This is a genomic window from Leucobacter luti (assembly GCF_019464495.1).
GTDB classification, from domain to species: domain Bacteria; phylum Actinomycetota; class Actinomycetes; order Actinomycetales; family Microbacteriaceae; genus Leucobacter; species Leucobacter luti_A.
Genome location: NZ_CP080492.1, coordinates 3,085,692 through 3,102,733 on the forward strand (window position 1 = coordinate 3,085,692; position 17,042 = coordinate 3,102,733).

At 64.6% G+C, this 17,042-nt stretch carries 19 protein-coding genes and 1 tRNA gene; 15 read left to right on the top strand and 5 right to left on the bottom strand.

Annotation, left to right across the window (positions count from 1 at the left end):
• Nucleotides 1-9: 9 nt before the first annotated feature.
• From K1X41_RS13840 to K1X41_RS13855, 4 genes are all read left to right on the top strand, one after another.
• Entirely contained in the window at nt 10-678 is a 669-nt protein-coding gene (locus K1X41_RS13840; protein WP_220174878.1) for a metal ABC transporter ATP-binding protein, read from the top strand.
• Nucleotides 671-1,681 carry a permease gene (locus K1X41_RS13845; protein ID WP_132202340.1) on the top strand — a complete coding sequence of 337 codons (1,011 nt, stop codon included), beginning with the start codon at nt 671-673 and terminating at the stop codon, nt 1,679-1,681. The genes K1X41_RS13840 and K1X41_RS13845 overlap by 8 nt, the downstream gene beginning before the upstream one ends.
• A gap of 235 nt (nt 1,682-1,916) precedes the next feature.
• On the top strand, nt 1,917-2,561 hold the full coding sequence (locus K1X41_RS13850) for a TIGR03943 family putative permease subunit (protein ID WP_258566743.1): 645 nt from the start codon (nt 1,917-1,919) through the stop codon (nt 2,559-2,561).
• On the top strand, nt 2,548-3,795 hold the full coding sequence (locus K1X41_RS13855) for a hypothetical protein (RefSeq protein ID WP_220174880.1): 1,248 nt from the start codon (nt 2,548-2,550) through the stop codon (nt 3,793-3,795). The genes K1X41_RS13850 and K1X41_RS13855 overlap by 14 nt, the downstream gene beginning before the upstream one ends.
• Nucleotides 3,796-3,804: 9 nt before the next feature.
• Here K1X41_RS13855 and K1X41_RS13860 read toward each other — a convergent pair whose 3' ends face one another.
• The gene (locus K1X41_RS13860; RefSeq protein ID WP_220174881.1) at nt 3,805-5,019 is read right to left on the bottom strand and encodes an MFS transporter; all 1,215 of its coding nucleotides are present in this window, start codon (nt 5,017-5,019) and stop codon (nt 3,805-3,807) included.
• 301 nt (nt 5,020-5,320) lie between these two features.
• Entirely contained in the window at nt 5,321-6,247 is a 927-nt protein-coding gene (locus K1X41_RS13865; protein WP_220174882.1) for a LysR family transcriptional regulator, read from the bottom strand.
• Between the two features lie 83 nt (nt 6,248-6,330).
• On the opposite strand from K1X41_RS13865, the gene K1X41_RS13870 reads away from it, so the two are divergent.
• Together K1X41_RS13870 and K1X41_RS13875 are read left to right on the top strand one after the other, a co-directional pair.
• Nucleotides 6,331-7,188 (top strand): EamA family transporter, encoded by an 858-nt coding sequence (locus K1X41_RS13870; RefSeq protein ID WP_207907371.1) that lies wholly within the window; start codon nt 6,331-6,333, stop codon nt 7,186-7,188.
• 51 nt (nt 7,189-7,239) lie between these two features.
• Nucleotides 7,240-7,992 (top strand): alpha/beta fold hydrolase, encoded by a 753-nt coding sequence (locus K1X41_RS13875; protein WP_132202350.1) that lies wholly within the window; start codon nt 7,240-7,242, stop codon nt 7,990-7,992.
• On the opposite strand, the gene K1X41_RS13880 is transcribed toward K1X41_RS13875, so the two are convergent.
• Nucleotides 7,955-8,557, bottom strand: coding sequence for a TetR/AcrR family transcriptional regulator (locus K1X41_RS13880; protein ID WP_133617050.1), 603 nt, complete (start codon nt 8,555-8,557; stop codon nt 7,955-7,957). The two genes, K1X41_RS13875 and K1X41_RS13880, sit on opposite strands and share 38 nt — an antisense overlap.
• A 117-nt stretch (nt 8,558-8,674) precedes the next feature.
• Between K1X41_RS13880 and K1X41_RS13885 the strand changes: the two genes are divergently transcribed.
• Nucleotides 8,675-9,061 (top strand): DUF1304 domain-containing protein, encoded by a 387-nt coding sequence (locus K1X41_RS13885; protein WP_220174883.1) that lies wholly within the window; start codon nt 8,675-8,677, stop codon nt 9,059-9,061.
• A 57-nt stretch (nt 9,062-9,118) separates the two neighbouring features.
• Complete coding sequence (locus K1X41_RS13890) at nt 9,119-10,138, top strand: NADP-dependent oxidoreductase (protein WP_133617048.1); 1,020 nt, start codon at nt 9,119-9,121, stop codon at nt 10,136-10,138.
• Nucleotides 10,139-10,201: 63 nt separating this feature from the next.
• Here K1X41_RS13890 and K1X41_RS13895 read toward each other — a convergent pair whose 3' ends face one another.
• Entirely contained in the window at nt 10,202-10,378 is a 177-nt protein-coding gene (locus K1X41_RS13895) for a hypothetical protein (protein WP_165875566.1), read from the bottom strand.
• A 172-nt stretch (nt 10,379-10,550) separates the two neighbouring features.
• On the opposite strand from K1X41_RS13895, the gene K1X41_RS13900 reads away from it, so the two are divergent.
• From K1X41_RS13900 to K1X41_RS13925, 6 genes are all read left to right on the top strand, one after another.
• The gene (locus tag K1X41_RS13900) at nt 10,551-10,781 is read left to right on the top strand and encodes a hypothetical protein (protein WP_132202358.1); all 231 of its coding nucleotides are present in this window, start codon (nt 10,551-10,553) and stop codon (nt 10,779-10,781) included.
• Between the two features lie 105 nt (nt 10,782-10,886).
• Nucleotides 10,887-11,621, top strand: coding sequence for a DUF998 domain-containing protein (locus K1X41_RS13905; RefSeq protein ID WP_220174884.1), 735 nt, complete (start codon nt 10,887-10,889; stop codon nt 11,619-11,621).
• Between the two features lie 17 nt (nt 11,622-11,638).
• Nucleotides 11,639-12,145 carry a VanZ family protein gene (locus K1X41_RS13910; protein WP_220174885.1) on the top strand — a complete coding sequence of 169 codons (507 nt, stop codon included), beginning with the start codon at nt 11,639-11,641 and terminating at the stop codon, nt 12,143-12,145.
• Nucleotides 12,146-12,314: 169 nt separating this feature from the next.
• A complete protein-coding gene (locus tag K1X41_RS13915; RefSeq protein ID WP_220174886.1) occupies nt 12,315-12,797 on the top strand; it encodes a YciE/YciF ferroxidase family protein in 483 nt (160 codons plus the stop codon).
• Between the two features lie 343 nt (nt 12,798-13,140).
• Nucleotides 13,141-13,926 carry a hypothetical protein gene (locus tag K1X41_RS13920; RefSeq protein WP_258566566.1) on the top strand — a complete coding sequence of 262 codons (786 nt, stop codon included), beginning with the start codon at nt 13,141-13,143 and terminating at the stop codon, nt 13,924-13,926.
• 542 nt (nt 13,927-14,468) lie between these two features.
• Nucleotides 14,469-14,855 (top strand): hypothetical protein, encoded by a 387-nt coding sequence (locus tag K1X41_RS13925; RefSeq protein ID WP_220174887.1) that lies wholly within the window; start codon nt 14,469-14,471, stop codon nt 14,853-14,855.
• A 296-nt stretch (nt 14,856-15,151) separates the two neighbouring features.
• On the opposite strand, the gene K1X41_RS13930 is transcribed toward K1X41_RS13925, so the two are convergent.
• Nucleotides 15,152-15,224, bottom strand: a tRNA-Arg gene (locus tag K1X41_RS13930).
• 94 nt (nt 15,225-15,318) lie between these two features.
• On the opposite strand from K1X41_RS13930, the gene argS reads away from it, so the two are divergent.
• The gene (gene argS / locus K1X41_RS13935; protein ID WP_220174888.1) at nt 15,319-16,989 is read left to right on the top strand and encodes an arginine--tRNA ligase; all 1,671 of its coding nucleotides are present in this window, start codon (nt 15,319-15,321) and stop codon (nt 16,987-16,989) included.
• The last annotated feature ends 53 nt before the right edge of the window (nt 16,990-17,042 follow it).

A 17,042-nucleotide genomic window follows, 5' to 3' on the forward strand; every position in this document is an offset into this window, starting at 1 on the left:
TGGCGTGTCATGGAGGATTTGTTCGCGATCCAGGCCACTGACCTGCACGCCGCCTACGGCGCGACCGAGGTGCTGCACGGCATCACACTCCAGCTCAAGTGGGGTGAGATCGCAGCGATTTCCGGCCCCAACGGTGCGGGGAAGAGCTCGCTCCTCGAAGTGCTCGCCGGGGTGCGAGAGTTGACATCGGGCGTGCTCACCCAATCCGGCACCGCTGCGCTTGTCGTGCAGCGCCCGGCTGTGCCAGCCACACTGCCGTTGACTGCGGCTGATGTGGTGCGGATCGGTGCTGCCCGGCCAGCGCGACGTTCTTGGCCGGGGCGACAGCGCCGGAACCGTCGCGATATCGCTGCCGCAACGATCGAAGCGCTGGCTGCCGTGGAACTCAGCGCGTGCGCGATGCGACCGTATGCTGCGCTTTCTGGCGGTCAGCGCCAACGCGTGCTCGTCGCGCAAGGTCTCGCAACTGGTGCGCAGATTCTGCTGCTCGACGAGCCAGCAGCTGGTCTCGACGCTGGAAGCCGGGGTCGGCTGCGCACCATACTCGCGGCAGAGGCCGCGCGGGGCACCGCGATTGTCTGCGTTACACACGATCAGGCCGATCTTGCGGAGGCCGATCGAGTGATCTGGCTTGAATCTGGCAGGATCCCTGCTCGTCCAGGTGACGTTGATGACTAGCCTGCTCGACGTTCGGCGCACCAGCCTGCGTCGCGCCCTGCACGGTGCAGGGATCGCCGCAGCGCTCCTCCTGAGTGCCCTGCTGATCCGGCTTGCCGCTCCCGCCGAGGCTTCGTGGCTGCCAGCCGCTGCACGAGACCTCGTGACGCTCAGCCTCGCCGTGTTCATCGAGTCGCTGCCGTTCGTCATCCTGGGAACGCTGCTCTCGATCGCGGTGCAGGTCTGGGTGGCTGACACGGTGATCGATCGCATCCTGCCGCGACGGCCCTGGCCGCGGCGAATCGTGCTTTCGCTCTGCGGTGTCGTGCTTCCGGTGTGCGAGTGCGGGAATGTGCCTGTAGCACGGGGGTTGCTCGCGCGTGGGTTCGCACCGGCCGAGGCGGTCACTTTCTTGCTGGCGGCGCCAATCCTGAACCCCGTGACCATCCTCACCACGTATCACGCGTTCGGCTGGGACTCCGGGATTCTGATCGCGCGTGTGCTGGGAGGCTTCGCGATTGCCAATCTGCTCGGGTGGTGGCTCAGCGCGCACCAGCGGCCCGATGTGCTGCTCACCCAGCGGTTCCAGGCGGCATGCACGCACGCTCACGCCGCACACGGCGGACGAGTGCAACGCAGCGCCGAGGCGTTTCTCACAGAGCTCGCAGTGCTCGTCCCTGCGCTTGCCATTGGCTCGGCACTCGCTGGCGCGATCCAGGTGGGAGTGCCGCGAACGGTGCTCACCGCGCTCGGTGCGCACCCACTGTGGTCGGTGCTCGCAATGCTCACGCTTGCCTGTGTGATTTCTATCTGCTCCAATGTGGATGCGTTCTTCGTGCTCTCGCTCAGCGGGAGCTTCTTGCCAGGCAGTCTCGTGGCCTTCCTGCTGTTCGGAGCCATGATGGACGTGAAGATGATGGTGCTGCTGCGCACCACGTTCACGGTTCGCACTATTGTGCTCTTGGCCCTGGGGGCCGCGTCTTGCTCCGCTGCGATCGCGTGGGGGATGAATCTTGTGTCCTGAACCCTCTCCGGCCCGCCCCGCTGCGCCCCCGCTCAAAGCAACGCTTCAGTCGCCGCAGGAGCCACCGTATGATCCGTCGCATGAGCCATCGCATGAGCCGCCGCGTGAGCGAGGCGCTGGACGGCACTTGGCGCTCACGCTCTTCGGCTGCGGACTCGCACTGATCCTGAGTCTCGCCGTCACCGGTCGCTTGGGGTGGTACATCCACCCGCGCTCGGTCAGCTTCAGTACGATCATGGCCACTCTCGGGTGTCTGGGTGTTGTGTGTGCCGTTGGAGTACAGCGGGCACACCGCAGGGAGTCGCCTTCCCGAGCCCGGCAGGCTCGGTCACGGTGGAGCGTGCGAGTGCGGAAGACTCTTGCGCCCACCTGCTTCACGGCGGTCGGTGTTGCCGCGCTCTTGATCCTCCCGCCAGCAACGCTCACCACCGAGCGTGCGGCGGACCGAGTGCTTGCCCCGAGCGAAGGCGCCGGGTTTGGGTCGGCTGCTGCGGATGGCGAAGCTGCCCGCATCGCGGGGAGCGCTGATGCGGAGCGTACGTTGCGTGAGTGGGCCGTGCTCGCACGCCAGCCGGAAGCGAGCTCGGTGCTGGGGCGAACTGCGACGCTGACCGGTTTCGTGGTCGCCGACGAAGAATCTCCCGACCAGGTGTTCCTCGTGGCGAGATACGTCATCACATGCTGCGCGGTTGACGCTCAGCCGGTCGGAGTGCCGGTGTACGTGGACGGATGGCACGCGCAGGTGGCTGCTGGGGACTGGGTGGAGCTCACCGGGGTATTCACGACGAACCCGGATGTTGGGGGGCGCTGGGCCGCTGTGGTCATCCCGGATCGCATCGTGAAAGTGGAAGTGCCGGAGGAGCCGTATGTCGTTGAGTAGCCAGACGGTCTTGTCCCGCCGGTTTCGGCGCCGTACCATCGCGGTCTTCGCCACGGTGGGGCTCATCGCTTCCGGCCTCGCCGCGGCAAACCTGCTGCAGCCTCCCAGAACCACCGCTGTGGAGTTCCGCGCCGAAACGCTCGCTGTGTCCGACTCGGCGCGCATCACCCTCACGTTGAGCGAAGCTGTGCGTCACGTGCAGGATGTCGACGTGACGGCCGCAACTCCGGTCACCGCTGATTCTGAGGGGGCAACGGTCACGCTCACCGTGCACGGTCCGCTCGACTACGGCGCAGTGCTCCCGATCCGCATTGCAGTGACGAGCGCAGCAACAGGAATTCGCGGGGTGGTAGAGCCCGTCGTCACTGCTGCCGATACCCGGGTCGCCACGCTCGTGCGCGACGACCGGGGCGACCGGATCATGAGCGACTGGCTCGTGCGTGGCGGGGACCCGGACGAGCGACGGCTCGGCCGACCGATTCAAGAGTTTGCGTCGTTCCCTGATCGGATATTTGCCATCACGGCGGCGGGACCTCCCGATGCTCCACGTGCGGTGTTCGCAGCATTTTCCCTGGGGAGTGAGCGGGAGATCCCGCTGATCGCGGAGACGGAGGCACAGCTGTCGCAATTGCGGGCCGAACCGCAGGTCGGATACGTCGGGCTCGTGACTGACGGCCTGCGGGTGGGGGATCGGGTGACAGTGCGCGAGCTGCTGCTCTTCGATGGGCGCGCTGACTCGGGGGCGCCGGCGATGCTCACCGACCCCGAGGGCGCGCCGCTCTCGGTCTCGGACTGGCGCTTCGTCCCCGGCACCACAGCCGTCATCGTGCGCGATACTGGCGGAGCGCTGTGGCAGGCCGACCCAGTTCTTGGTGGCGCCGCCACGCCGATCACTGAGTCGGACCCGCTGGTCGGGGCACTGTTGCCCGAGGGCGGAGTGCGCCTCTCAGATGGAGACCGTATTGGGAGAACCGCAGCAGGAACGGCGCTCACCCGCTCAGTGGGGGAGCAGGACGCACCCTTCTTTACTCCGGCAGGATCTGGAAGCAGGATCGGTGCGGTGTGCGCGTCCCCAAACGGGCGTGCCGTTGCGGTGGAAGTCATCTCCGCCGAGGGGCGCGCCGATGGCCGCGCGGTACGCGAGGGCTTCTCGCACACGACCACCGTGTTTCTCGACGCTCGCACCGGAACGCAACTGCGAAGTGTGATCGGGTTCGCTCCGAGCTGGTGCTGAGGCGGAGCGCTACGCTTTGATCCGATTCGAGAGCCCGAACAAGATGGCGCCAGCGATCAGAATCGTGCCACCTGCAACGTAGACCGTGTTCACTCCGATCGCGTCGATCAGGAGCCCGCCAACGCCAGCCGCGAGCACGATCCCGCCCTGGAACCCCACGACTACGAGACTTCCGCCAGCCTCGAGTCGATCAGGAAGGCGATGACCCACCCACGTGTTGACGACGATCAGCCAGGATGCGAAGCAGAAGCCCCACAGGGTGACCGCGACCCCGATGGCCCACAGCGCTCCCGGTGCAAGGAGAACAGTGAGCACGGCACCGGCGATCAGAAGCGGCGCAAGCACGGAGAAGACCGGGAACGCGCGGTCGATGATCATCCCGATCACAATGTTGCCGACCAAGCCACCAGCGCCGAACAGGGCGAGGAGTGCGACAACAGTTCCTGCATCGATCGGGCTGCCCTGGGCATCAGCCACCCGCTCGAGGGCGAGCCTGATGTACGTGTAGGCGACGAAGTGGCCAACGACGACGAGTAAGTGGCCGGTGAGGCCGAGTGTGATTCCCGGGCGCTTGAGCGTCTGCCAGAGGAGGCCGAGGCTGCTCGCTTGTGCGGCTGGCACAGTCGGGAGCATGAGGCGAATGGCAAGCGCGAGCAGGGCCATCGCGAAGCCGGCGAGAGCGAAGACGAGGCGCCAGTCGACCAGTTCGGCGAGCATGACGCCGAGCGGCACGCCAGCGACAGTCGCAAGTGACATGCCCGCCGAGGTGAACATGACGGCGCGGCCGAGCCGCGCGGGCCCTGCGATTCGGGAGGCCACACTGATCGACATAGTCCAGAACGTGCTGATCGCGGCGCCAAGCAGGAACCGCGCGGCCAAGATGAGAATGAACGAGGGGGCGAACGCCACGATCAAATTGGACACCCCTGCGAGCAGCGCCATCCACGTGAGCAGTGCTCTGCGATCCATGCGCGGAAACACGAGGCCGACCGTTGGTGCGACGAGCAGCCCGGCAAACGCCGTGATGCTCACGGTTTGCCCTGCCTGTCCCGGAGTGATGCCAAGGCCACTCGACATCTCTGTGAGCACGCCGTTGGGGAGGAATTCCGAGGTCACGAGCAAGAAGCTCATGAGCATGAGCGCAACGAGGGCGCCGTACGGCATCCGGGTTGGGGTGGACGGGGCGGCTGCGAAGACAGTGGTGACTGGGGCGGTGTGGACCATCTCCTCAGGATCGCAGCCCCAACGCACCGTCGCCCGACCGCGCGGCCCGAGCTTCCGACCGATCGGACGTATGACGGAGCGCTGTACGTTCACGCGGCTGAGCTGCGCAGTGGACGCTGGGAGGAGGCGACAGTGCGGGGTCCAGCGCTCGGAATTCGTGTGCAGCGGCGAAATGCTCGAACCGAGGACGCAGCACTCCGCGGCCCGTGTGCTTCGAGAAGTGCGCAGTTCGCGCGTGCTGCTCTGCAGAACTACGAATGAGCCACCGTTTCCGTCATTCTTTTCGTGAGCCTGCCGGCCCTCAGCCGAGCACGGACGTCTGCTGTGCGCTGTTGATTGTGGCGGCGTGAGCCGCGATCCGGTCCCGTACCAGTGCAAGCGCTGGCCAACTGTCGCGCCCTTCGCGCAGCTGCAAAAAGGTCCGGAGGTTGACACCGGGTGCGCGCAGGGGAAGCAGTGCGACACCCGGGCGGTGCGGCCTGTCGCTCGGGAGCAGGCCGACTCCCATGCCAGCGAGAATCAGGTCTTCGACCAGGTCGAGACTGTCAGCGGCGTGGGTGATCTGCAGCGGGAAGCCGGCGACAGACGCGACGATGCGGAGCGCGTCCTCGTCGGCGCGGTTGCGGGAATTCCCGATCCATGCGCTCTCGCGATATGCGGCCAGGGGTGCGGCAGTGGCCAGCGCACGTGGATCCAGGGTGTGCTCGGGGACCCCGAGACTCCAGGGCGTCGACCACAAGTGCAGTGTGGCCCACTCAGGCTGGCGAGGCATCGGGGCGAGATCGTAGTCGTATGTGATGGCGACATCGACCTGGTCGGCCGAGAGCATTGCGAGCGCTTCTGCAGGTTCGTGCTGGTGAATCTCAAGGCTGACGCGCGGATGGGTCTCTGCGAGTTCACGCACCACGGGCAACACCGCGCGACGGATCGCGGTCGAGAATCCAGCGACGCGTACGGTGCCGGCCGGCGCGGCTGTCGGGTCGAGGTCCAGCTGGGCCCGGTGCACTGCAGCGAGGATAGCGGCGGCATGCTCGGCTAGGCGGGTGCCTGCGGGAGTGAGCCTGACTCCGCGCCCCACTGGGGAGACGAGATCTGTGCCCAGTTCTTGCGCCAGCAGGGAGATCTGCTGCGACACGGTTGATGTCGAAGTGCGCAGCACATCGGCGACCGCGCGCATGGATCCGAGACGGGACAGTTCGAGGAGGAAGCGAAGGCGGCGGGTATCCATCGCACCATTGTCCCGAAATTCCGAACATTTTGTTCGCAAATGTCGCGTGGACGTGAACAGAAGAATTTGCTCTACTCAGAGCTATGGCATCAGCATCATCCCCCTCAACCCCGGGCACCGGATCCCTCCTTGCGATCGCAGCGATGGGGTGCGTGCAGTTGGGACTCGCAGCATCGGTCGACCTTTCCTCCCAGCTGGGCGCCACGGGCGTTGCCTGGCTGCGGCTGGTATTCGCAGCGCTGCTCGTCGTGCTCATCGCCCGCCCCTGGCGGGCGCGCTTCACGCGCAGGGCGCTGCTCACCTGCGTGCTCCTCGGAGTTGCGACGGCCGGGATGACGGTGATGTTCATGGCGGCGGTGATACGAATCCCGCTCGGCACCGCGAGTGCACTTGAGTTCCTCGGCCCGCTGGGTGTTGCGGTGGCCAGCGGACGCGGTACGAGCCGGCTGTGGGCGCTAGTGGCCGCGGTCGGAGTGATCGGGCTCACCGAGCCGTGGCACGGGGGCGTCGATCTCCTCGGCGTGTGCTTCGCGCTCGGTGCGGCGGTGTGCTGGGCCGGATATATTGTGCTGACACAGCGCGCAGGGGACGCCGTGACTGGGCTGCACGCCCTCGCTGTCTCATTCCCGGTCGCCGCACTCGTGGCCAGCTTCGCCATCACGCCAGCAGTGCTGCAGCACCTGAGCTGGCCGCTGCTCGCGGCAGGTCTCGGACTCGCGCTGTTGCTGCCCGTTGTGCCGTTCCTGCTTGAATTTCTGGCGCTTCGTCGGCTCAGCACCTCAGCGTTTGGCACACTCATGAGCCTCGAGCCGGCGATCGCACTGATGGTCGGATTCCTCCTGCTTGGCCAGGTGCCACGGCCGCTCGCGGTGGCCGGAATCGCCCTGGTGATTGCGGCTGGGATCGGGGCAACGCGATCTGGGGCGCGAGACGCGCGGTAGCCGAGCGTCCGTGATGACTGGGAACTGAGGAGAAGGACGTACGCTGGTGTGGTGAAGAGCTGGGACTTGCGATATGAGCCTGACGGCGTGAACATGGCGTACACCGAGAGCGGTGGGCCTGGGCGCAGTGACTTTGTGCTCGTGCATGGCATCGGAATGGGGCGAGTTACGTTTGGGGGAGTCGCCGAGACACTCTCCGGTGTGGGGCGCTCATTCGCGCTGGATCTGCCAGGTTTTGGTGATTCGCCACAGCATGCCTCGGCGGACTCGCTCGTGGAGAATGCGGAGCTCGTTGCGCGGTTCATTGAGGACCGAGCGACTGGGCCTGTGACTCTGGTGGGTCACTCCATGGGCACTCAGATCGTTGCCGAACTCGCGATGCGTCGGCCGGAACTTGTGTCTGGGCTGGTGTTGATTGCGCCAACGATCAACCGTCGCGAGCGGACCGCACTCCAGCAGGCGCTGCGCATGGTGCAGGATCTCTGGGGTGAGGGCGCGCGCGTGCTATTGCTGGGGATGTATGAGTATCTGAAGACCAGCCCGTTCTGGTTTGTGGGCCGTCTGCGCAGAATGCTGCGGCACCGGATCGAGCTCGTACTCCCGCTCATTCCCGTGCCGACGCTCGTGCTCCGGGGTGAGGATGATCGCGTCGCGCCGCGGGATTGGGGACGCGAAGTCGCGAGCCTCCTCCCCAACGGTGAGCTCCGCGAGATTCCAGGGCGTGGTCACGAGGCCATTATTCAGAGTGCTGAGCCCGTTGCATCGCTCATCCTGGAGTTTGCTGGCGCTGTGCGGACGCGATAAGTTCCAGTGCCGTCGTGACGGCCTGTGCTGCTTCGCTCGCTGAAACCCGCACCAGAGCGAATGCCGCGATGACCTGCCCGGTGCACGCGCTGGCGAGACGCTCGGCTGCGGCAGGCGTAAGGTCGGGCACTCGGGCGAGGATTCCGTGGCGGAACGCGGACTGCAGCTCTCCGCGGTAGCCAGCGATCGTCTCGGCAACGACGGGATCATCGGCGATGGGCGATCCCGCTGTATTGATCAGCAGGCAACCAGCGAGTGCAGGCAGCGAATCCGAGCGCTGCAGCGTTGTGCGCAGCCCTTCAAGATAGACGGTGATCGCCTGTGGGTCAGGATCCGCGTCCAGAAGTGGGCGGAGCCGCGGACGAATGATGTCGCCCAGATAGAGCTGCACTGCGGCGTCAAAGAGCCCCCGCTTCGACCCGAAACTGTTGTAGATACTCGAGCGGCTGAGGCCGGTTTCGCGTTCGAGCTCGGGAATCGACGCGCTTTCGTATCCTGCGCGCCAAAAGACCTCGAGTGCTGCGCGCACGACGGTTTCGCGATCAAACGCGAGGGTCCGTGCCACGATTCCCCTTTCGATCACCCCTGGTGATGATGACTTTCGGTAACGACCAGTTCAGTATATATTGGAAGAGTCGTTACAGAAAGGATCGCACCGCGATCCGTATCCTGAGGGGGACCCATGCTCATCGTCGGCCTCGTGCTTACGGGACTTGCAGCCGCGCTGCACGTATTCATTTTCTATCTGGAGTCCTTCGCCTGGACCTCCTCCCGAGCTCGGGCTACGTTTGGCACCACGCTTGAAGAAGCCGAGGCTACGAAGCAGCTCGCGTTCAACCAGGGGTTCTACAACCTGTTCCTCGCTATCGCGGGTGCGCTTGGCATTGTCCTCTTCGCCGCGGGGAACTCTGCAGTCGGTGCCACGCTGATCATCGTCGGTGCCGGATCGATGCTCGCCGCAAGTCTCGTGCTCCTGCTCTCGAGTCGAGCGCAGGCCGCAGCCGCGGTGAAGCAGGGAACGCTGCCGCTGCTGGGACTCGTCTTCTTCGTGATCGGTCTGCTTGCGTAACGCGGCGCCGATCCAATTCGCCATCGTTTTCATCCCATCTCGCTAGGAGCCTCAGATATGTCACACACCGCCATGAGCACCCAGATCCAGCTCGTCCGACGTCCTATCGGCTGGCCGACTGCCGCCGATTTCCGCACGGTCACCGTCGAACTCGCGCCACTCGCGGCCGGAGAGGTCCGCGTTCGCAACGAGTTCGTGTCAGTGGACCCGTACATGCGGGGGCGCATGAACGATGCCCGCAGCTATGTCGCACCCTATGTACTCGGAGAGACCATTCAGGGTGGCGCGGTCGGGCGCGTCATCGAGTCCGCAGTCGAATCGGTGCCGGTGGGCGCAGCGGTGCTGCACCAGCACGGCTGGTCTGATGTGGTGCAGGCAGAGGCCGCAACGTTCCGCGTCGTGCCCGAGATCCCCGGTGTCTCGCTGTCGCTCCGGCTCCACATGCTCGGCATGACGGGACTCACTGCATACGCTGGATTGACCGCGATCGCTGGGCTGAAGCCGGGGGAGACCGTGTTCGTGTCTGGTGCTGCGGGGGCGGTAGGCACCGCCGTGGGGCAGATCGCACGGTTGCTCGGGGCGGGTCGCGTCGTCGGATCTGCTGGGACCGCCGAGAAGGTGGCGCTGCTGACCGAGAAGTACGGCTTCGACGCCGCATTCAACTACCGTGATGGGGACGTGAGCGGACAGCTCGCCACTGCAGCTCCGGGCGGCATTGACGTATTCTTCGACAATGTCGGAGGCGAGCAGCTCGGTGCAGCCCTCGACGCATTCAACGATGGCGGGCGCGCCGCGCTGTGCGGAGCGATCTCCACATACAACTCCTCCGAACCGGTGCCGGGACCCTCAAATCTCTCCAACATCGTGACGCGCGGGCTGAAGCTTGAAGGCTTCACGATTGGCAACTACCTCGGCCTCGCACCGGAATTCCAAAGCCTCATGACCGAGTGGATGGGGTCTGGGAAGATCACATTCGATGAGACGATCGTCGACGGCATCGAACACACCGTCGAGGCATTCCTTGAAATGCTGCGAGGCGCCAATACCGGCAAAATGCTCGTGCGCGTCGGGGAGTAGCGCGCGTCCGGCCCGGCATCCGGTCCGACCGGCGCCAGTAGATCGGCGCCGGTCGCTCCGGAGCTACAGGTTGTAGGGAGCCGTGTTCTTGTCGTGCTTGGAAGGGTGCCGGATCAGGGCCGGATCGGACATCCCCTTGCGTGGGTCAATGGCTTCCGCGTCGTGTTCCTCAGCGCCGTCCATCACCGGCTCGTTCGCCGTTGCGTCTTCATCGTGCGTGGAATCGTTTTCCTTGTTCATGATGACCTCCCGATCACAGGGTCGATCCCTCCACGCTAGACGCGAAAACCGAGAGTGCGGTCAGCTTGGTGTTCTGGCGCCGCACCCGCGCCGCACCCGCGCCGCACCCGCGCCGCTCAAACCCGGGGTAGCATGTCCACTTCGGGAAGCGGGCACAGGAAGGTGGATCAGGATGAAACGCACACTGATCGCTGCGCTCATCCTCGCCGTCACGCTATTCGTGACACTCGCGTGGGTGCGGATCTCTCTGGAATGGTCCGACTCGCTGCCCTATGAGGGGGAGGTGACTGAACGCAGGTACCTCGTGCTCATCCTTGTCGCCGTCACCCTCTTTTTCGGAGGATGCGCAACCGCGATCATTGCGTTTCGCAAACTGGGTACGCGCCACTCCCGCGCATCGTAGGCCACGGTACGCGAGGTCCGTCTCCAGTACAGTAAGAGCTCGTATTCGTCGTGCGGCAATCCTTCGTTGGGGGATGGCCGCCACCTTTCGCCGCGAGGAAGTAACTTGCACAAGACCGCACCTCCCCTCGACCGCGACGAGGCAGTGCAGGCTGGCGCCACCCGGCGCGTTCGCAGCCTTGCGCTCCCGCTGGCAATCCTGCAACTCGCGACGATCGCAGCGGAGATCACTGCCTCGTTTGCGTTTCGGCCCCGCTACAACTGGATCACCAACACAATCAGTGAGCTCGGCGTGGGGCACTGCACCAGTGATTTCGATCCCCGGAAGGGGGTCGAAGCATGTTCTCCACTGGCCGACGTCATGAACGGCGCGATGATGTTTTCTGGGGCGTGTCTCATACTGCTCACTCTTCTCCTCTGGGGGAGACGCGGATTCTCTGGCCTCCCTGGCGCGCTTTGGGCGCTGGCGGGCGCCGGCAGTATTGTTACCGGGTTTGTGACGCTTGACACGTCTCCTGTGCTGCACCAGGTGGTTTCAACGCCGCTCTTCTTCGGTGGACCGCTCGCGATCCTGCTCGGCGCATTTCAATTCGAGGGGAAGATCCGTCGAATTGGTGCCACCCTGGGGATCGTGACGCTTGCGCTTGGTGTGATATTTAGCACCACTGACTTCGTGTACGGGTTCGGCGGTATTGTCGAGCGACTCGTGATCTGGCCAGCTCTGGCGTGGGTCGTCCTTCTCGCCGCGCAGGCACGCAAAGAAGTGAGCGCGAAGAGTGATTCGGGGCACCGGGCCGAAGACCCCACTCCAATACCACGTACCGAACAGCTGATTTCCTGACCGGCGAAAGCGCAGCAGTGCTTGCTACATTTCTCGTTCAGTATCCCTGGGTCGCGCCGGTGGCGCTGCTCGGCTTCGCGCTGGTGAGCCCGTTCATCGGGTGGTGGCTCCTTCCCCGGCGTCGGGTGACCGGCGCGCTGCTCATCGCCGCGGTCGTCGCCGTGCTCGCGTTCGTATTCTTCCCCACCGGGCGCACGCTGACGGTCAGTTGCCAAGTCGAATGGGTGTTGCCGGTTCCCGGAGCCGTGGAGCCCTTCGCGAACGTCGTGCTCTTCGTTCCTGCCGTGTTTCTTGCTGCGCTCCTCACCCGCCGCCCACTCACTGCAGCAGCATTTGGTGTGGTCGGTGCGGCGCTGATCGAAGCCCTGCAAGCACTCCTCCCTACACTCGGACGAAGCTGTTCGACCGGCGACTGGCTCGCAAACTCGATCGGTGCACTCATCGCTGCTGGCCTGGCTTGGATCGCACGAGCGAGTGCTGCCCGCGTCGCCCATGCACGCCAGCGCAGGGGAGCGCTGACGTAGCTCCTGGTTGAACGGGCGCTCGCGGGGGCTGTGCGGCCTCGTGAGAGTCTGGCTCGGTGTCGCGCGCGTGGCACAGCACTCGGGGAGAATCAAGCCCTTAGCCAGGTATCGGAAAGGGTGCGAGGATCGGCACGACCGAAACACACCCGAGCCGAATGGAGTGAAGATCATGGCACAGCAGAAGCTCGAAACTCCGGAAGAACTCTTCCACTATCAGCTGCGCTCCGCGAGAACTATGGAGCAGCACTCGCTGGAGTCGCTTGACGAATTGCACGCTGCGGTCAGCGACACGAAGCTGAAGAAGATGTTCTCTCACCACGCTGACGAGACTCGAGAGCAGATCGACCACCTGGAGCAGGTGTTTGCGCTGATGGGATACGACCTCACGACGGCTCCCTCGCCTGCGACGACGGGAATCAAGAACCAGGCCGCAGGAATACTGGAAAAGGCAGACTCGAAACTCCACAATCAGATTGCGCTGGTCAGTGCGCTCGGCAACGAGCACTTCGAGATCTCTGCCTACACCGCCCTTATTTTCCAGGCCCAGGCGCTGGGGAATGCTGACGCCGCGAAGCTGCTCACGGGCAACATTGATCAGGAGATCCACACCAGCAAGGAACTGCGCTCGACTCTCAAGGAGATGCTGAGCTAACACACGCACCAGCAGGGAGAGCTCCCGCACCCGGGTTAGGCGAACGGTCCGGAACACTGATGGACCCGTGCCCGTGTTCCGGGCCGTTCGCGGCTGTTCACACACCCCGCGAAAAGTCACCACTCACCGTGTCAGCATGCGCGCTGACACCCGCCGCCGCTCTCGCTGGCCTGTGCGCCGCGCTCACGGCACGAAGACCCGAGGGCCGCGCTTCGCAATACGACCTCAGTTTGGGGTGGCCTAGGGGCTCCAGGCCCGGCCGCGGTAGAGTGCATGCGACAGGCGAGAAATATTTCCGCGGCGCTCGCTCCCGAGACCCGCGGAAGGGCGGGGGAGAGTTTCAGTGACGCAATCACGATCACGGCGGACAGTAGCGGCGCTGGCCGCCAGCGTAGCAATTGCCAGTTCCCTGCTGTTGAGCGGCTGCGGACTGGTGCCGAATGTTCTTGCTGACGAGAACGCTGCGAACTCGCCTGCCAAGTCCCAGGCAGCTGAGGAACGCGGGAACCCAGCGGCGCAGCAGCAGTTCTTTGACAATGTGATTCTCGCCGTTCCGGTGGTCGCAAGCCTTGACCCCTCATCGTCCTGGGCCTCAGTCGAGCCGCAGGCCTGGGAGGACGCAGACCCCGCAGTCCGCGAGACCGTGGTGGGGATGGGACTCGATGCCTGCACCCGGGCGGATGACGCGGCCGGAGTATCAGATCTCGAGGACCCAGCGATGACGTGGCTCGCCGCACGATTCCTGTGCGAAGAGCACCGCGAGGTCGCGGACGAATTCCTCTCAAATGACGCGAGTATCTCACCCACGCACACGATGGCGGACTTGTTTGAATTGGCTGTGGTGAAGGAAGACGCCACGACCGACGAACTCCTTGACGCCAACAACGTGTGCATTGCTGCGCTCGCAGTTGCGTGGGAGGTCCATGCAGGGTTCACTCCAGACGCGACCTGCTGGCTCATCCGTGTGCAGTCTGTGGAAGAGACAGGAGGCGATGCAGAATACGTCTCGCTCCTCTCGAACGTGGACGAGGCGAAGAATGCGGCTGTCGACGCTCGCTTCGGCGAGTTGGCGGAGGCATCTGGTGCGACGCCGAACGCGCTCTCCGAACTGCTCGACGGCATGGAGTAGCTCCGCTCGGTTGAGAGTGCTCGACAGTGTGAAGTAGCTCCGCCCAGTTGAGCGAAGGAATAGGCGGGAAACCCTCAGAGACAGATCCTGTGATCTGCAGGAAGGACCCGGGACGCTATACCACAGGTCCCCGGGACGAAGCCTCGTGGGTAGCGCGGAACAGCCGCGGCTGATCCTGCTCCTCACCACCCCGCGCACGAAATTGACAGCGCTGAACGCAGTGAGGTTTCTGCGGAAGGCCTCACTGCAGACGCGGCCGGTCGTGACGCCAAGCTCGCCTACGCGAACGGCGATGCCCCGCACACCGGGCGGTGCGCGGGGCATCGCCGTCTCGAGATCAAGCGCTCCATGAGCCAGCCCTCTGGGCTCGGGTGGGTGCGGCGGCATGTGCGACGGGGATTCACCGAGGATTCAGCGGCAATCTCCGGCTTGCACGAGCAGCACTGCAGGGCGTTCGACATGGGACAGGTGCGCTCCCACCCAGGTACACCAGCACTGTTGGCGTTTTGGTGCGAGTCCCTCCCGCACGCTAGGTTGACGCTATGGGACATCGTCGAGAGCTCCACCAGTTTCTTGATGAGATAGCCCGAGCAGGGATCGAGTACGGAACCTTTACGGTTCTGTGCGCCGCGACAAGCGGGCATGACACCGCGATTGTCCTGTACAGGTGGCATGGCAGCAGTCGAGTGTACGGACGGATCTACACTTGGGCCGACCTCGTATCCATCTTTAACGATGAGAACGCCTCGGCCCTTGACTATGCGAGCGACAGGATCGTGCACGACTTTGAATCACCCCCCGGATCTGGCCGAGAGATCCAGTTCGAGTGGACGCAATCCCTTGGGATGAGCTCGAAAGACGTGCGCTGGTGTGATGTCGCCAATGACTACACCGATCTGCGCCCTGTCGTGTATATGGTGTGTGAATGACGCCAATACTGACAGCTTCAGGTTGAATCAGAAGCAGGACTTCACGCATGTGCCGTGCGGCAGCGTTGCGCGAGATCTCACTACCGCGCGCACTTGCCGCCCGGCGCCCCTCTGATCGCACTCGAGAGCGGGCGCGGCGCGGTCCTCACACGGCTGCACCAAGTCTGCACGTCCATCGTGTCGGAATCGCGTCAGTTGGAGTATTCCGAGGCGCTCGGTCTCGGGATGGAATCGCAAAAGGCCCCGAACACTGGCGTAGTCCTGCCGATGTTCTGGGCCTTTCACGTGTGTCGCAGTGCCCCCGGAGGGATTCGAACCCCCGACCTACGGTACCGGAAACCGGCGCTCTATCCCCTGAGCTACGGAGGCGAGCAATAGCGACTGGACCAGCGTAGCGCACTTCGCGGGGCCATTTGTGCACCGGGACGGCCGTCGCCCGCGGCCACGGCTAGAATGGATCCTTGTGACGCCACAAGAACTCGCCTCCGCCATCGCCCGCATCGCTACCGACGTCGTCGCCGCACGCGGCCTCGACCTCGTTGTGACCGAGAACGACACGCAGGTGGACCGACCCAAGAACCGCGAACACGGCGATTGGGCCTCAAACGTGGCTATGAAGTTTGCGAAGCGGCTCGGCGTGAATCCGCGTGAGCTGGCGCAGGACATTGCGAGCGCAGCCGAGTCGATCGACGGTGTCGCGAAGGCAGAGGTTGCTGGCCCCGGCTTCATTAACATCACCCTTGACGCGGCCAGCGCTGGGCAGACGGCACGCCGTGTGGTCGAGCTGGGTGAGCAGTACGGCCGCAGCGACGTGCTCGCCGGCCACCGCATCAACATGGAGTTCGTTTCAGCGAACCCCACTGGCCCACTGCACATGGGGCACACTCGCTGGGCGGCGCTCGGTGATTCGACCGCCCGCGTGTTGCGGGCCGCGGGCGCAGAGGTCGTCAACGAGTACTACATCAACGATGCTGGCGCCCAGATGAACAAGTTCGGCCGCTCCGTGCTCGCGGCCGCGCTCGGCGAGGACGCGCCTGAGGACGCCTATCCCGGTGCGTATATCCAGACCCTGGGTGCGCGCGTGCGGGAGCAAATCCCGAATTTGCAGGAACTCGCGGCGCAGGATCGTGATGCCGCGCTGGAGCAAGCGCAGGAGCTTGCGTACCAGCTGCAGCTCGCGGAGATCAAAGATTCGCTCGAGCGCTTCAACGTGCACTTCGACGTGTACTACTCTGAGCGGACGCTGCACACGCCGGGACCCGATGGCGCACCGAGCCCGATCGAAGCGGCAGTGGATCGACTTCGGGAACAGGGCCACGTATTCGAAGAAGACGACGCGATCTGGGTTCGCACCACCGACTTCGGTGACGATAAGGATCGCGTATTCACCCGCGGCAACGGTGTCTACACATACTTCGCCGCCGACGCCGCCTACTACCTCGACAAGATGGATCGCGGCTTCACGGAAAAGATCTACCTTCTCGGCGCCGACCACCACGGGTATATCGGCCGCCTCACCGCGATCGCGGGTGCCGCGGGCGACGACGTCGAGACCGGCATTTCCGTGCTGATCGGCCAGCTTGTCAACCTCGATGGTGCCCGCCTCTCAAAGCGGGCTGGCAACATTATTGAGCTCGATGACCTGTTGGAGTGGCTCGGCACAGATGCGCTGCGCTACTGGCTCGCGCGCTACCCGGCAGACTCGCCGCTCGCTCTCGACGGCGAGAAGCTCCGCAGCCGCTCGAACGACAACCCGGTGTTTTATGTGCAGTATGCGCACGCCCGCTCATGCGCAGTTGCACGGAACGCGGCGGTCGCAGGTATTGATCGCAGCGCCTTCGCGCCAGAGCTACTCACCCACGAAACCGAGACCGAACTGCTGGGCAAGTTGCAGCAGTACCCCGGGATCGTGGCGGGTGCTGCCGAATTGCGCGAGCCGCATCGCATCGCGCGTTTCCTCGAGGAGTTCGCTGCTGCGTTTAATCGCTGGTACGACAGCTGCCGGGTGATTCCGCTTGGCGAGGAGCCGGTGACGGATCTGCATCGCACCCGCCTGTGGCTGAACGACGCTGCCGGCCAGGTGCTGCGCAACGGTCTCGACCTCCTCGGAGTCAGCGCGCCAGACCGAATGTAACCCACGCCGTGCGCTTCTCTCGATAGGCTCGGCCCACGAGTACCTTCGGAAGG

Coding starts and splice junctions, on each gene's coding strand:
- K1X41_RS13840 (WP_220174878.1), top strand. CDS start 10: ATGGAGGATTTGTTCGCGATCCAGGCCACTGACCTGCACGCCGCCTAC.
- K1X41_RS13845 (WP_132202340.1), top strand. CDS start 671: ATGACTAGCCTGCTCGACGTTCGGCGCACCAGCCTGCGTCGCGCCCTG.
- K1X41_RS13850 (WP_258566743.1), top strand. CDS start 1,917: ATGGCCACTCTCGGGTGTCTGGGTGTTGTGTGTGCCGTTGGAGTACAG.
- K1X41_RS13855 (WP_220174880.1), top strand. CDS start 2,548: ATGTCGTTGAGTAGCCAGACGGTCTTGTCCCGCCGGTTTCGGCGCCGT.
- K1X41_RS13860 (WP_220174881.1), bottom strand. CDS start 5,019: ATGGTCCACACCGCCCCAGTCACCACTGTCTTCGCAGCCGCCCCGTCC.
- K1X41_RS13865 (WP_220174882.1), bottom strand. CDS start 6,247: ATGGATACCCGCCGCCTTCGCTTCCTCCTCGAACTGTCCCGTCTCGGA.
- K1X41_RS13870 (WP_207907371.1), top strand. CDS start 6,331: ATGGCATCAGCATCATCCCCCTCAACCCCGGGCACCGGATCCCTCCTT.
- K1X41_RS13885 (WP_220174883.1), top strand. CDS start 8,675: ATGCTCATCGTCGGCCTCGTGCTTACGGGACTTGCAGCCGCGCTGCAC.
- K1X41_RS13890 (WP_133617048.1), top strand. CDS start 9,119: ATGTCACACACCGCCATGAGCACCCAGATCCAGCTCGTCCGACGTCCT.
- K1X41_RS13895 (WP_165875566.1), bottom strand. CDS start 10,378: ATGAACAAGGAAAACGATTCCACGCACGATGAAGACGCAACGGCGAAC.
- K1X41_RS13900 (WP_132202358.1), top strand. CDS start 10,551: ATGAAACGCACACTGATCGCTGCGCTCATCCTCGCCGTCACGCTATTC.
- K1X41_RS13915 (WP_220174886.1), top strand. CDS start 12,315: ATGGCACAGCAGAAGCTCGAAACTCCGGAAGAACTCTTCCACTATCAG.
- K1X41_RS13925 (WP_220174887.1), top strand. CDS start 14,469: ATGGGACATCGTCGAGAGCTCCACCAGTTTCTTGATGAGATAGCCCGA.